At 69.0% G+C, this 14,132-nt stretch carries 14 protein-coding genes and 1 pseudogene; 9 read left to right on the forward strand and 6 right to left on the reverse strand.

Annotation, left to right across the window (positions count from 1 at the left end; genetic code table 11):
- Window positions 1-66 precede the first annotated feature (66 nt).
- Window positions 67-960 carry a LysR family transcriptional regulator gene (locus B551_RS02450; protein WP_006579727.1) on the reverse strand — a complete coding sequence of 298 codons (894 nt, stop codon included), beginning with the start codon at window positions 958-960 and terminating at the stop codon, window positions 67-69.
- A gap of 176 nt (window positions 961-1,136) precedes the next feature.
- Here B551_RS02450 and B551_RS02455 point away from each other — a divergent pair, with 176 nt between their 5' ends.
- Window positions 1,137-2,156 carry a bile acid:sodium symporter family protein gene (locus tag B551_RS02455; protein ID WP_006579726.1) on the forward strand — a complete coding sequence of 340 codons (1,020 nt, stop codon included), beginning with the start codon at window positions 1,137-1,139 and terminating at the stop codon, window positions 2,154-2,156.
- Between the two features lie 92 nt (window positions 2,157-2,248).
- Here B551_RS02455 and B551_RS02460 read toward each other — a convergent pair whose 3' ends face one another.
- Together B551_RS02460 and tsaE are read right to left on the reverse strand one after the other, a co-directional pair.
- Window positions 2,249-3,769, reverse strand: a complete 1,521-nt coding sequence (locus B551_RS02460; RefSeq protein ID WP_023263413.1) for an N-acetylmuramoyl-L-alanine amidase — start codon at window positions 3,767-3,769, stop codon at window positions 2,249-2,251.
- Window positions 3,763-4,275 (reverse strand): tRNA (adenosine(37)-N6)-threonylcarbamoyltransferase complex ATPase subunit type 1 TsaE, encoded by a 513-nt coding sequence (gene tsaE, locus B551_RS02465; RefSeq protein WP_006579007.1) that lies wholly within the window; start codon window positions 4,273-4,275, stop codon window positions 3,763-3,765. Before tsaE ends, B551_RS02460 begins: the two co-directional genes overlap by 7 nt.
- Before the next feature lie 16 nt (window positions 4,276-4,291).
- Here tsaE and queG point away from each other — a divergent pair, with 16 nt between their 5' ends.
- The gene (queG, locus tag B551_RS02470) at window positions 4,292-5,491 is read left to right on the forward strand and encodes a tRNA epoxyqueuosine(34) reductase QueG (protein ID WP_006579006.1); all 1,200 of its coding nucleotides are present in this window, start codon (window positions 4,292-4,294) and stop codon (window positions 5,489-5,491) included.
- 17 nt (window positions 5,492-5,508) lie between these two features.
- Here the strand turns inward: queG and B551_RS02475 are convergent, their stop codons facing one another.
- Window positions 5,509-6,402, reverse strand: a complete 894-nt coding sequence (locus B551_RS02475; protein ID WP_006579005.1) for an AEC family transporter — start codon at window positions 6,400-6,402, stop codon at window positions 5,509-5,511.
- 237 nt (window positions 6,403-6,639) lie between these two features.
- Between B551_RS02475 and B551_RS02480 the strand changes: the two genes are divergently transcribed.
- The 6 genes from B551_RS02480 to plsY all read left to right on the forward strand — a co-directional run bounded on the left by B551_RS02480 (window position 6,640) and on the right by plsY (window position 11,512).
- Window positions 6,640-7,281, forward strand: coding sequence for a chalcone isomerase family protein (locus B551_RS02480; RefSeq protein WP_023263414.1), 642 nt, complete (start codon window positions 6,640-6,642; stop codon window positions 7,279-7,281).
- A gap of 112 nt (window positions 7,282-7,393) precedes the next feature.
- Window positions 7,394-8,365: a tripartite tricarboxylate transporter substrate binding protein BugE gene (locus B551_RS02485; RefSeq protein WP_006579151.1), complete on the forward strand. Its 972-nt coding sequence runs from the start codon at window positions 7,394-7,396 to the stop codon at window positions 8,363-8,365.
- Between the two features lie 317 nt (window positions 8,366-8,682).
- A complete protein-coding gene (locus B551_RS02490) occupies window positions 8,683-9,231 on the forward strand; it encodes a methylated-DNA--[protein]-cysteine S-methyltransferase (protein ID WP_006579150.1) in 549 nt (182 codons plus the stop codon).
- Between the two features lie 80 nt (window positions 9,232-9,311).
- Window positions 9,312-10,208 carry a site-specific tyrosine recombinase XerD gene (xerD, locus tag B551_RS02495; RefSeq protein ID WP_043436975.1) on the forward strand — a complete coding sequence of 299 codons (897 nt, stop codon included), beginning with the start codon at window positions 9,312-9,314 and terminating at the stop codon, window positions 10,206-10,208.
- A gap of 17 nt (window positions 10,209-10,225) precedes the next feature.
- Window positions 10,226-10,720, forward strand: coding sequence for a Cys-tRNA(Pro) deacylase (gene ybaK / locus B551_RS02500; RefSeq protein WP_006579148.1), 495 nt, complete (start codon window positions 10,226-10,228; stop codon window positions 10,718-10,720).
- 168 nt (window positions 10,721-10,888) lie between these two features.
- The gene (gene plsY / locus B551_RS02505; RefSeq protein ID WP_006579147.1) at window positions 10,889-11,512 is read left to right on the forward strand and encodes a glycerol-3-phosphate 1-O-acyltransferase PlsY; all 624 of its coding nucleotides are present in this window, start codon (window positions 10,889-10,891) and stop codon (window positions 11,510-11,512) included.
- A gap of 66 nt (window positions 11,513-11,578) precedes the next feature.
- Here the strand turns inward: plsY and B551_RS02510 are convergent, their stop codons facing one another.
- Window positions 11,579-12,856 (reverse strand): ATP-binding protein, encoded by a 1,278-nt coding sequence (locus B551_RS02510; protein WP_006579146.1) that lies wholly within the window; start codon window positions 12,854-12,856, stop codon window positions 11,579-11,581.
- Window positions 12,856-13,593 (reverse strand): response regulator, encoded by a 738-nt coding sequence (locus tag B551_RS02515; RefSeq protein WP_006579145.1) that lies wholly within the window; start codon window positions 13,591-13,593, stop codon window positions 12,856-12,858. The genes B551_RS02510 and B551_RS02515 overlap by 1 nt, the downstream gene beginning before the upstream one ends.
- Before the next feature lie 306 nt (window positions 13,594-13,899).
- On the opposite strand from B551_RS02515, the pseudogene B551_RS25965 reads away from it, so the two are divergent.
- Window positions 13,900-14,132, forward strand: a pseudogene (locus tag B551_RS25965) (hypothetical protein); the annotation flags it as partial.

Below are 14,132 nucleotides of genomic sequence, written 5' to 3' on the forward strand. Positions count from 1 at the left end.
CCCCCCCCCCGGGGGGGGGGGGGGGGGGGGGGGGGGGGGTGGTTTCCCGCCGCCCGCCAGCAAACCTCAAGCCCCCGGAATCGGCATCGTCCTGACCATCTCCCACACCGCCGCCGCCGCCGGCGACAGCGAGCGGTCCTCGCGGCGGACCATCACGATGCGCCGCTGCTCCTGCGGCACCAGCGGCCGCCACACCAGGTTCGACGCGGCCGGCAGCGGCAGCGAGAACGACGGCAGCACCGACGCGCCGATGCCCGCCTGCACCATGCCGAACACGCTGGCCGAGTGGCCCAGCTCCTGCACGACGCGCGGCGTCACGCCGTGCATCGCGAATACGCGGTCGATCAGCGGGCGGCTGCCGGAGGCGAAATCCAGCAGCACCAGCGGTACGCCATCGAGCGCGGACCACGACACCGTGTCGCGTTTTGCCAACGGATCGTCGTCGCGGCAGACAAAGCAGAACGGATCGGTGCCCAGCGGCACGGTTTCCAGCCCTTCGCTGGCCAGCGGGTCGATCAGCACGCCGAAATCGACCGCGCCGGCGCGGATCTGCTCGAGCCCGTCCGCCTGCACGTTGTCGCGAACCGACAGCCGGACCTCCGGATATTGCCGCGCGCAGGCGGCCACATAGAGCGGCATCAGCCGCGCCGAGATCGTCGGCGCGCTGGCGATCACCACCCTGCCGCGGTAGCGCTCGCCCAGCTGCCGCGTCTCCTCCAGCGTGTCGTCAAGCTGGCCGAGCAGCCGTTCCAGCGCGGGCACCAGCGCCTGGCCGGCATCGGTCAGCACCACCTCGCGCGTGGTGCGGTCCAGCAGCCGCAATCCGAGCGCCTCTTCCAGCTCGGCCACGCCCCGGCTGACCGCCGGCTGGGTCAGTCCGACCGCGTCGGCGGCGCGGCTGAAACTGCCGTGCGAGGCCACCGCCAGGAAGACCCGCAACTGCCGCAACGTGTAATTCATGCGTCAACCATATCAATGAATACGACAAATGAATTTGCATTCTAGACAGGACTATCGTCCAATACCAGCGTTAACCCTGATTCCACCGTTTTCTGGCTATTCCTTGTTCTTTTAACCCCTTTCTTTAACCCATTCGTCCCGGCGCGCCGCTCCGGTGCGCTTCAGTCCACGCAGTCATGTCCTTCCTGCTGAATCCCTTCAAGAAACTCTACGATCTGATCGACGGCTTCGTGCTGATCATGCTGACCGCGATCGCTGTGGCGCTGGCCGCGCCGGAGCTCGGCACCGGCGACGGTCCGCTGCATCTCGGGCTGGTGACCAGCCTCGGCGTCGCGCTGGTGTTCTTCCTGCACGGTGCCGCGCTGTCGCGCGACAAGCTGGTCGCCGGCGCGAAGCACTGGCGCCTGCATACCTTCGTGCAGGTCTTCACCTACGTGGTGTTTCCGCTGATCGGCGCGGCGCTGATGTTCGGGCTGCGCGACCAGCTGCCGGCCGACCTGCTGCTGGGTGTGTTCTTCCTGTGCGCGCTGCCGTCGACGGTCTCGTCGTCGGTGGCGATGACGTCGATGGCGCGCGGCAACGTGCCCGGCGCGATCTTCAATGCGACCATCTCCGGGCTGATCGGCATGGCGCTGACCCCGCTGCTGATGGGCCTGGTGATCAGCGCCAGCGGCGCATCGATGCCGCTGGGCAAGGCGCTGACCGGCGTGGCGCTGCAGCTGCTGCTGCCGTTCGCGCTGGGCCAGCTGGCGCGCCCGGTGATCGGCGCCTGGCTGGGCCGGCACAAGGCCATCACCAGCAAGATCGACCGTGGCGTGATCGTGCTGATCGTCTACTCGTCGTTCTGCGACGCCACCGCCGAGGGCCTGTGGCACCAGTACAGCTGGCAGACCATCGCCGCCGTGATGGGGCTGGCCGCGGTGCTGCTGTTTGCGATCCTCGCCACCACAACCTTCGTCGCACGCCGGCTCGGCTTCGCGATCGAGGACGAGATCACCGCGGTGTTCTGCGGCTCGAAGAAGAGCCTGGCCAACGGCATCCCGATGGCCAAGATCCTGTTCGCCGGCCATCCGGCGCTGGGCCTGCTGGTGCTGCCGCTAATGGTCTACCACCAGCTGCAGCTGATCGTCTGCTCGGTGATGGCCTCGCGCTATGCCAACCGCGAGCAGATCGAAGGCGCGGTCGCCCGCGCGTGATGGCGTGACCGCGAGACCTGGCATCCGGGTCTCGCCCCGATGAAGAAAAGGCCGGCGATTTGCCGGCCTTTCTCGTTGCTGACTGCCGGCCCTTACACCGACGGGCTGCGCGACAGCGGCGGATTGCGCGCGAAATAGCCGCGAATGCCGCGCAGGATCGCGTTGGCCAGCTGCTCCTGGTGCGCCTCGTCGTTGAGCTTGCGCTCCTCTTCCGGGTTGCTGATGAAGGCGGTCTCGATCAGGATCGACGGGATATCGGGGGCCTTCAGCACGGCGAAGCCGGCCTGCTCGACATGGGCCTTGTGCAGCTGGTGCATGCCGCCGATCTCGGACAGCACCGCCTTGCCGACACGCAGGCTGTCGTTGATCTGCGCGGTGGTCGACAGATCCAGCAGCACGCGCGCGACCTGCGCGTCCTTGTTGTTCATGTTGGCGCCGCCGATCAGGTCGGCCGCGTTCTCCTTGTTGGCCAGCCAGCGCGCGGCCGAGCTCGACGCGCCCCGCTCGGACAGCGCGAACACCGAGGCGCCGCGCGCCTCCGGCTTGACGAAGGCGTCGGCGTGGATCGACACGAACAGGTCGGCCTTGACCCGGCGCGCCTTCTGCACGCGCACGTTCAGCGGCACGAAGAAGTCGGCGTCGCGCGTCATCATCGCCCGCATATTGGGCTGCGCATCGATCTTGGCGCGCAGGCGCTTGGCGATCTGCAGCACCACGTCCTTCTCGCGCGAACCGGCGGCGCCGATCGCGCCCGGGTCCTCGCCGCCATGGCCCGGATCGATCGCCACCGTCAGCAGCCGGCGCATCTTGAAGCGCGACGGCGCGGGATCGTCGGCCGGATCGTTCTTGCCGGGCTTGTCCTGCGCCAGCGGCGCCTGCGGCTGCGGCGGCTGGGTCGTCGGCGAGCCGGCGGGCGGCTTCGGTTTGGCAGCGGCCACCGGCGGATTGGCGGGCAAGGGCGGCGTGGCCGGCGTCTTCGCCTGGTCCTCGAACTGGCGCACCAGGGCGGCGATCGCGTCCTCTTCGCTGCTCGACGGGGCGCCGGCCACGCTGTCGGCGCTCTCGGTCGCCGGCGTCGACGCGAAGCGGCGCTGCTTGTCCTCGGTCTCGCGCACCAGCGTCCACAGCGGATCGGGCGGATTGACCGGATACAGGTCGAACACCAGCCGGTTGCGGTACTGGCCGATCGGCCCCAGCGTGAAGACCTGCGGCGAGATGTCTTCCTTCAGGTCGAACACCAGCCGGACCACGCGCGGCCGGTTCTGGCCGACGCGGACCGACTGGATATAGGGATCGTTGGGCGTAATCTTGGCGACCAGCTCGCGCAGCGTCGGCGACAGGTCCAGGCCATCGATATCGACGACCAGCCGATCGGGATTGCGCACCATCGTGTGGACCGCGGCGAGGCGCTCGTCCGATTCGATGGTCACGCGCGTATAGTCCTCGGCCGGCCAGACCCGTACCGCGACGATGCCGGCGCCGGCCGCGATCTGCGGACCCGCCAGCGTCAGCACGACCGTTCCGGCGCCGGCTTTGAGGCATTGCGCCAGCCATTTGCGGCGGGCGAGCAGCAGTTCGTCGGGGCGGTCGGTGGCGAGGCGCTTGATCAGCATGCGTGCAGCAGGAGAAGTCCGGTTGGAGTATAGGCCCGCAGGATCGCGACTCGCCGATCGGCGGCCTCATCGCTGGGCGAGGTGTCCGATTGGAGCAACAGGTGCAGGTCGGGTTCCCCAAGCAGCGACGCGGCCTTCTCCGGCCACTCGACCAGATTGAAGGCGGGCTCGGCAAAACAGTCGCGAAATCCCGCGTCGAGCCATTCCTCGGGATCGGCGAAGCGATAGAGATCGAAGTGATAGACGGTCAGCGGCGAACCGTCGGCGCGCGCGACCTGGTACGGCTCGCACAGCGTGTAGGTCGGGCTGCGGACCTTGCCCGCATGGCCGAGCGCGCGCAGCACCGCGCGCGACAGCGTGGTCTTGCCCGCGCCGAGATCGCCCGACAGCTGAACATGCACCGTCTGCGGGGGCAAGGCGCGCACCGCGCCGGCGAGCGCCGCGCCGAGGCGGTCGGTGGCCGCTTCGTCGGGCAGGATCACGGTGCGTTGTTCGAGCAGGGGCATTGCGTACAATTCAGGGATGATCGACCGAGCAGCACAGGCGCCTGACGCCGTTCTCAGCGGGACGCCAGCGGCGCAGCACGCCACCGGCGCGGATCCGCATGCGCTGGTCGCGCAGATTCGCGCCTGGGGCGCGGCGCTCGGCTTCGACGACGTGCGCGTCGCCGACGTGGACCTGGGCCATGCCGAAGCCGGTCTGCTCGAATGGCTGGCACAGGGTTGCCATGGCGACATGGATTATATGGCGAACCATGGGCTCAAGCGCGCGCGGCCGGCCGAACTGGTGCCCGGCACAGTGCGCGCGATCGTCGCGCGCATGCCTTATCTGCCCGCTTCCACCCATGACGAAGACGACGGCGATAGAGATGGCGATGCCAACGACTGGCGCGAGCGCGAGTTCGCGCGGCTGGCGCAGGTCGAGGACGGCGGCACCGCGGCCACGATCTCGCTGTACGCCCGCGGCCGCGACTATCACAAGGTCCTGCGCACGCGCCTGCAGCAGCTGGCAGGCCGCATCGAGACCGCGATCGGCCCGTTCGGCTATCGCGTCTTCACCGACTCGGCCCCGGTGATGGAAGTCGCGCTGGCCGGCCAGGGCGGCCTGGGCTGGCGCGGCAAACACACGCTGCTGCTGGACCGCGACGGCGGCTCGATGTTCTTCCTCGGCGAGATCCTGGTCGATCTGCCGCTGCCGGTCGACCCGCCCGCCTCCGCGCATTGCGGCCAGTGCCGCCGCTGCATCGACATCTGCCCGACCCAGGCCATCGTCGGCCCGTACCGGCTCGATGCGCGCCGCTGCATCTCGTACCTCACGATCGAGCACAAGGGCGCGATTCCCGAGGAACTGCGCGCGCCGATGGGCAATCGGGTCTACGGCTGCGACGACTGCCAGCTGGCCTGCCCGTGGAACAAGTTCGCGCACCGCGCGACGCTGCCCGACTTCGCCGTGCGCAACGGCTTCGACGCACCCGACATGGTCGAGCTGTTCGGCTGGAGCGAGGAAGAATTCAATCGGCGTCTCGAAGGCAGCCCGATCCGGCGCATCGGCCACGAGCGCTGGCTGCGCAATCTGGCCGTGGGGCTGGGCAATGCGCTGCGCGGGGCCGGCGCGCCGGCGCAGGCCGAGCGCATCCGCGCGGCCTTGCTGGCGCGCGCCGAACATCCGTCGGCGCTGGTGCGTGAGCACGTCGCCTGGGCGCTCGCGCAGCAGCAGCAGTAACAACAGCAGCAGCCAACCTAGCTGACCAGCGCCAGCCACAGCGGCGCGGTGAAGATGGCCGCCACCGTCATCACGGAAATCGCGGCGGCCACCATCGGGCCGTTGCCGCCCATGCGCACCGCGAGGATATAGGCGCTCGACGCGGTCGGCATCGCGGCATAGAGCACCGCGATCTGCAATTGCAGCGGCGACAGCGGCAGATGCCTGCCGACGGCCCAGGCGAAGGCCGGCATCGCCAGCAGCTTGACCCCGCTCCACCAGGCCACCGGCCCGACCGTGCCGACGGCGCCGCGCATCTGCAGGCCGGCGCCTACGGTCATCAAACCCAGCGCGGTCGAGGCCGAGCCCAGCCGGGCCAGCGTCATGCCGAGGACCTCGGGCGGATGCAGCCCGAGCAGGTTGGTGATCAGCCCGCCGGCGGTGGCCAGGATCAGCGGATTGCGCGCCAGTTCGCGCCACAGCCGCGCCTCGCCGTGCCGCGCCAGCGCCCACACCGCGGCCACATTGCACATCGGCACCACGCAGCCGACGATCACCGCCATCATCGCCAACCCTTCGCTGCCGCCGAGGCGCGATGCCAGCGCCAGCGCGATATACGAATTGAAGCGGAACGCGGTCTGCAGGCCCGAGGCGAAATCGACCGGATCGGGCCGCAGCACCCATTTGACCGCGTAGCCGGCGGCCATGCCGAACACCGTGGTCAGCACCGCCAGCCCGAGCATCGCCGACGTGGTCGAGAAATCGAATACCGCGCTGTTGGTCGCCTGCAGCAGCAGCGCGGGGAACAGCACGAAGTAGACCAGCCGTTCGACGCCGGACCAGAAGCCGCGATCGAACGAGGTATAGCGCACCAGCAGCCAGCCGATCAGGATCAGGCTGAAATCGGGCACCATCAGCAGGGCAGGCGACATCGGCGTCTTGTTGTTGTCGGGACGCGGGGGGCGCGTCGGAGGATGTCAGGAAGGTGGCAGGAACGATGGCCACAGCCCGCGCGGACCGCGTTCCAGCAGCGTGTCGAGGCGGCTCGGAGTGCGCCCTAGGGCAGATACGGATTGGTATTGTTTCAGAAAACCCGGAAGATGGCACGCTCCGGCATTTCCGTCGATCTCATTCCGCTTCCCATTCCGTCCTCGATGTACCGCCCCGCCATGCCTGCCCCCCGCCGCCCTTCCGCCCGCGCTCCGCTCGACCGGACCGCACGGACCGCACGCCGCCTGCGTCAGTGGCTGGCGATCTGCTGCGTGGCCGTGGCCGGCGCGCTGCCGATGGCGGCGAGCGCGATGGAGATCGAGGGCGTGCGGCTGGACGAGGCGACGCGCCTGGGCGGCAAGGAGCTGCAGCTGAACGGCGCGGGCCTGCGTTCGGTCTTCATCGTCAAGGGCTATGTGGCCGCGCTGTACCTGCCGGAGAAGGTGCGCAACGCCGCCGTGGTGCTCGGCGCCAAGGGCCCGAAGCGGCTGCAGATCCGGCCGCTGCGCGAGGTGGAATCGAGCACCTTCGTCAAGGCGCTGAACGAAGGCATGCGCGAGAACCACAACGAGGCGCAGCTGGAGAAGTTCGCCGATCGCCTGCACCAGCTGGAACAGGCGATGAACCAGGTCGGCACCGCGCGCAAGGGCGACGTGATCGACTTCGACTACACGCCGGACAGCGGCACGGTGATCGCCGTCAATGGCACGCCGCGCGGCAAACCGATCCCCGGCGAGGATTTCTACCAGGCCGTGCTGCGCATCTTCCTGGGCGAACGCCCGGTCGATCGCGATCTGAAGCGCGGCCTGCTCGGCGGCTGACGGGCCGCCGATGCATCGCGCCGGCGCGGCGGGCCCTACCGGGTCCCTGGCCGGCATTTTCAGTTCTGGACGGACACTCTCCGTCCGGCTTCACGACGGGAGACACGATCTCATGCAACGCAAGCACATTGCCCTGGCCCTGGGTCTGGCCGCCTTCGCCTCGCTGGCACAGGCACAGAGCAACTATCCGACCAAGCCGATCAAGCTGATCATTCCGTTCGCCCCGGGCGGCACCACCGACATCGTCGGCCGCGGCGCGGCCGACCAGATGAGCAAGATCCTGGGCCAGCCGGTGGTGGTCGAGAACCGCGCCGGTGGCGGCGGCTCGATCGGCGCCGACGCGATCGCCAAGGCGGCGCCGGACGGCTACACGATCGGCATCTCGACGGTGTCGACGATGGCGGTCAACCCGGCCTGCAATCCGAAGCTGTCGTACGACCCGATCAAGGACTTCAAGCCCATCACGAACCTGGCCAACGTCGCCAACGTGATCGCGGTCAACCCGAACTTCCCGGCCAAGGACTACAAGGAATTCCTGGCCACGCTGAAGGCCAACCCGGGCAAGTACTCGTACGCGTCGTCGGGCACCTGCGGCTTCGGCCACATGCTGGGCGAGCAGTTCAAGGTATCGACCAAGACCTTCATGGTCCATATCCCCTACCGCGGCGCGGGCCCGGCGCTGAACGACGTGCTGGCCGGCCAGGTGCCGATCATGGTCGACAACCTGCCCTCGTCGATGCCGCACATCAAGGCCGGCAAGCTGCGCCCGATCGTGGTGGCCGCCGAGAAGCGCCTGGACTCGCTGCCCAACGTGCCCACCTTCGGCGAAATGGGCCTGAAGGAGCCGAACGATCCGGCCTGGTACGGCCTGGTGGCGCCGGCCGGCACGCCCGACGACATCATCAAGAAGCTGAACGAGGCCGCCGTCAAGGCGCTGCAGGACAAGGGCTTCCGCGAACGCCTGATCGCCGCCGGCGCCGAGCCGTCGGGCAACTCGCCGGCGCAGCACGCCGCCGAGATCAAGAAGGAGTTCGATAAGATGCGCAACCTGGTCAAGGTGCAGAACATCAAGCTCGAACAGTGATGGTGCGGTAGTTTTCCTCTGGGAGTACTCCCTTCTCCCGCTTGCGGGAGAGGGGTTGGGGGAGAGTCGATCTGCCGTCGCCCTAGTACTCCCCTCTCCCGCGCGCGGGAGAGGGGTTGGGGGAGAGGGCAAGGCCGTCGATCTGCCGTCGCCGCTTCCGCGAGCTCTCACCCTCTCCCCGGCCCTCTCCCGCCAGCGCGAGAGGGAGCACCCCAAAAAAGCATCCGCAAACGCAGCCGCGCACTCGTCGCGGTTTTTTTTCGCCCGGCGCGCCCGACGCACTAGAATCCGGTATCCGGATCGACCGTTGTCCCGCCATGCATTCCCTTCCGAATCCGTCGACGGATTCTCCACCGGCCTCGCCTCAACCCGATCGCGACGCGAGGCTTGCCGCCCGCTTCGATGCCATCCTCGCCGCGCCGTTCGGCCGCGTCGGCGTGCGGGCGGACGCGCAGTGCGTCCACGCGATCCACTTCCTGCCCGAGCGTTTCGCCCTGCGCGGCTCCGACCTGCTTCCGATCCAGCAACTGGCGGCCCAGCTCGAGGCCTACTACGCCGATCCCGACGCGCCGCTCGACGTGCCGCTGGCCGGCACCGGCACCGATTTCCAGCGCCGTGTCTGGCAGGCGATCCGCGCGGTGCGCTGCGGGCGCACCGCGACCTATGGCGAACTGGCGGCCAATATCGGCGGCACCGCGCGTGCCGTGGGCCAGGCCTGCGGCGACAATCCCTTCCCGCTGGTGGTGCCCTGCCATCGGGTGGTCGGCGCCAAGGGCCTGGGCGGCTTTGCCCATCACGGCGAGGACGGCTTCCACCTCGAGGTCAAACGCTGGCTGCTGCGCCATGAGCGCGTGATGCTGCTGTGAGCGCGCGGCACGACAGCACCGCGGCGCTGGCGGAACAGCCCGCGCCGACCGGCGATCGCGATCCGCAGGTCGAAGCCGCCATCGCCGCGGACCTGACACTGGTCGACCGCTTCTGCGACGCGCTGTGGCTCGAGGATGGACTCGCGCGCAACACCATCGACGCCTACCGCCGCGATCTCGCGCTGCTGGCGCGCTGGCTGCGCGGCGAGCGCGGCGTGGCGCTGCTGGCGGCCGACGATGGCGCGCTGTCCGGCTACTTCGCCGCGCGCCATCCGGACACTCGGGCCTCGTCGGCGAACCGGCGGCTGGCGGTATTCCGGCGCTTTTACCGCTGGGCGTTGCGCGAGCATCTGATCCAGGCCGATCCCTGCCTGCTGCTGCGCGCCGCCAAGCAGCCGCCGCGCTTTCCGAAGACGCTGAGCGAGGCCCAGGTTGAGGCGCTGCTGCGCGCGCCGGACATCGACACGCCGCTCGGCCTGCGCGACCGCACGATGCTGGAGCTGATGTACGCCAGCGGCCTGCGCGTGTCCGAGCTGACGCAGATGAAGACCGTCGAGATCGGCCTGAACGAAGGCGTGGCGCGCGTGGTCAGCGGCAAGGGCAACAAGGAACGGCTGGTGCCGTTCGGCGCCGAGGCCGGCGTCTGGCTGCGCCGCTATCTGGCCAGCGCCCGTCCCGCGCTGCTCGGCCAGCGCGGCAGCGACGCGCTGTTCGTGACGCAGCGCGGCGAGGCGATGACGCGCCAGGCCTTCTGGTACCTGATCAAGCGCTATGCCCGGCAGGCCGAGATCCACGCCCCGCTGTCGCCGCATACGCTGCGCCATGCCTTTGCCACGCACCTGCTGAACCACGGCGCCGACCTGCGCGTGGTGCAGTTGCTGCTTGGCCATGCCGACATCTCGACCACGCAGATCTACACGCACGTCGCGCGCGAACGGCTGCGCGTCCTGCATCAGCAGCATCATCCGCGCGGCTGACCGCGCGAGCGAACTCCATGGCAAAGACCAGACATATCTCCGAAACGCCGGCCACGCAGATGCTGCGCCAGCATGGCATCGCCTTCGGCGAGCACCCATACGACTATGTCGAGCACGGCGGCACCGAGGAATCGGCGAAGCAGCTCGGCGTCGACGAGCATCACGTGGTCAAGACGCTGGTGATGGAAGACGACAAGGCACAGCCGCTGATCGTGCTGATGCATGGCGACCGCACCGTGTCGACCAAGAACCTGGCGCGGCAGATCGGCTGCAAGAGCGTGCAGCCGTGCAAGCCCGAGGTTGCGCAGCGCCACAGCGGCTACCTGGTCGGCGGCACCTCGCCGTTCGGCACGCGCAAGCGGATGCCGGTCTATGTCGAGGAGGGTGTGCTGGCGCTCGAGCGCATCTATATCAATGGCGGCCGGCGCGGCTATCTGGTCAGCATCGAGCCGGCCGTGCTGACCGCGCTGCTGGGCGCCAGGCCGGTGCAATGCGGGCTGGCGGAGGGCTGAACACCGCGGTGCCCTCTTCGGTGCCCTGGCCTGTGCCCTGGCCTGTGCGCTGGTTCATGCCCGGGTAATCACGGTCGTGAGCGTCACGCCGGCGCGCTACAATCGCGCCAGTTTTTTGCGACCGTTCCGGTCCTCCCCGCCTTTCCGCTGCCTTTTCGAACCCCGCCCATGGCCAATCTCGCCAATCTCGTCTTTGCCCTGCTCGCCTATCTGATCGGTTCGGTCTCCTTCGCTGTCGTGGTCAGCAAGACGATGGGGCTGCCCGATCCGCATTCCTATGGCTCGGGCAACCCGGGCGCGACCAATGTGCTGCGCACCGGCAACAAGAAGGCGGCGCTGCTGACGCTGCTCGGCGACGGGCTCAAGGGCTGGCTGGCGGTCTGGCTGGCGCAGCGCTTCGGGCCCGACTACGGCGTCGACCAGACGGGCATCGCGCTGGTCGCGGTGGCGGTATTCCTGGGCCACCTGTTCCCCGTGTTCCACCGTTTCGCGGGCGGCAAGGGCGTGGCGACCGCGGCCGGCATCCTGTTCGCGATCCATCCGTGGCTAGGCCTGGGCACGCTGGCGACCTGGCTGATCATCGCCTTCTTCTTCCGCTACTCGTCGCTGGCCGCGCTGGTGTCGGCCATCTTCGCGCCGTTCTTCTACGTGCTGATGTTCGGCGCCGACGGGATGGCTGCCGCGATCGTCGCGATCAGCGCGCTGCTGATCCTGCGCCATCGCCAGAACATCGCCAAGCTGCTGTCGGGCCAGGAAAGCCGCATCGGCGAAAAGAAAAAGCCGCAGCAGTAAGCTGCGGCTTTGCTTGTCGCCCCCGCGCAGGCGGGGACGACGGGGTATTCAGCCCGACAGCACGTCTTAAGCCGCCTTGGCCAGCTGCGCGAACGGGAACACCATCTCGACGCGCAGACCGCCCTCGGGCCGGTTGCCCAGCGTCAGGCGCCCACCGGACTGGCGCACCAGCCGGTCGACGATCGCCAGCCCCAGGCCCGAATGCGCATTGCCGCCGCGCGCCGGGTCCAGCCGCACGAATGGCAGCGTGACCTTGTCGAAGGCATCCTCCGGAATGCCGCTGCCCGCGTCCTCGACCACCAGCTGCCAGCCGTCCGCGACGCGCGCGGTGCGGATGCTGACCGGCGGCGCGCCGTAGTGGTAGGCATTGTCGACCAGGTTGCCGACGATGCGATCGAGCTGCGTGGCGATCATCCGGAAGCCCTCGCCGGCCTCCAGAGACAGGTCGACCGGCCGCTCCTGCTCGGCCAGCGACGCCGCCAGTTCCGCCATGCGGCGATCGACCGGCACCGGCCGCGCGGTCGGCTCGGCGCTCTGCGCGAAGGCCAGGAACTGCTCGACGATCGCCGACATCGACTCCACGTCGCGCGTGACGCCCGCCGCCGCCTTCGGATCGGCCAGCATCTCGGCGCGCAGCCGCAGCCGCGCCAGCGGCGTCTTCAGGTCGTGCGCGATGCCGGCCAGCATCGTGTTGCGCTCCTGGTCGATGCGCGCCAGGTCCGCCACCATCTTGTTGAAGCGCTCGATCAGCTGGCGCAGCTCCAGCGGGCCGCGCTCGCGCAGCGGCGTCACCGGCTGCTGGCGCGACAGCTGCCCGGCCGCATTGGCCATCTCGCGCACCGGCCGCTGGATCTGCCAGGCGATCAGCAGCGCGAACACGATCGCCACGCTGACCACCAGCATCGCGCCGGGAATCAGGCGGTTGTCCAGCGGCGGGTTATGGACCCACAGGATCGGCATCGCGATCCAGTCCTGGCGCGTCGGCAGCTTGATCCAGATGCGGGGCGTGTCCTCGTCCTCGATGCGCACCTGGGTGCCGGGCGGCAGCCGGCCGGAGAAACGCTCGACCAGCCGGCGCGAGCGGTCGGTCGGCGCGCGCGCATGTTCCTCGGCGCTGGCCTCGCCGGCGACTTCGACCAGGCTCGGCAGCTTCGCCGGCGGCCTGGCGTCGAGCGCGCGCTGGATGCTGTCGAGCTGGAACAGCATCTGCTCGACCGAATATTCCATGCGCTGTTCGCGCCGGTCCATGCGCAGGATCGCCAGCCACGAGAAATGGCTGATCACCAGCACCGCGGCGATCAGCAGCGCCATGCGGCCGAACAGGGTGTCGATGCGCAGCTTCATCAGGCGTCCAGGTCGGCCTGGACCGCTTCGTCCGGCACGAAGGTATAGCCGCGCCCGCGCACCGTCTGGATATAACGCGGCCGCTGCGCGTCCTCGTCGAGCAGCCGGCGCAGGCGCCAGATCTGCACGTCGATGCCGCGGTCGCTGACGCCGCTGGCCGCGCCATACATCAGTTCGACGATGCGCTCGCGCGACAGCACCTCGAGCGGATGCATCAGCAGCAGCTTCAGCAGCGCGAATTCGGTGTCGCTGATCGGCAGCGCCTGGCCGGACCGCACCAGCGTGCGCTGGCGGAAATCGACCTTGAACGGGCCGAAGGTCACGCTGTCACGGTCCTCGGGCGCCGCCGCCGGACGCGCCAGCTTGCGGCGCAGCACCGCGTTGATGCGGGCCAGCAGCTCGCGCGGCGAGAACGGCTTGCCCAGGTAGTCGTCGGCGCCGATCTCCAGGCCGACGATGCGGTCGATCTCGTCGCTGCGCGCGGTCAGCAGGATCACCGGGATATCGTCGTTGCGGGCGCGCAGCTTGCGCAGCGCGGTCAGGCCATCGACCTTGGGCATCATCAGGTCGAGCACGATCAGCGCGGGACGCTCGCGCTCGAGGCGGGCCTGCAGTCCGTCGCCGTCGTGCAGCACGGAAACGGCGAAGCCTTGCTGGGTCAGGTATTCGCGCAGCAAGTCGCGCAAGTCGGGATCGTCGTCGACGACCAGGATCTGGGTGGGCTGATTGGATCGCATAGCCGGATGATAAACAGGCACGCCGGCCGGGCCGCCGCAATGTTGTTTCGGCAAGTTACACCGGGGGCGCTGGTAATTATCTGTAATAAAGCCCTTCCGTGCCGACATAGGTCTGCCCCGCCTCACGCCGTATCCTTGCCACGTCGCCGCAGGTGGGCCCCGCTCCGCATCCGGAGCCGGCCCTGACCGTTGCGGCATACTTCTGCGTCTTTCCATCGAACAGAAGGGCCGCGCACCCGTTGCCTGCGCAGGCCCCGCTCCAGGACCGTTTCCGGACCGCATCAGGACCGCATCAGGACCCATTGCATGGCCAATCCCGACCCCAATCCGCCCGCCAAACCCAAGACTCACGGCGAGGATCACCCGATCGATGCCTCCACCGAGGCACCCGCCGGCCGGCCCGCTGACCGGCCAGAGTCCGGCCCCGACCGCCGCCCCGGCCCCATTCCGCCCGCCGCCCTCGCCCCTTCGCGAGGCCGGCGCGGCGTCTGGATCGCGGGCCTGCTGGTGCTGCTGCTGGCCGGCGGCGGCTGGTACTG

It is taken from the genome of Cupriavidus sp. HPC(L), from assembly GCF_000307735.3.
Taxonomy (GTDB): Bacteria; Pseudomonadota; Gammaproteobacteria; order Burkholderiales; family Burkholderiaceae; genus Cupriavidus.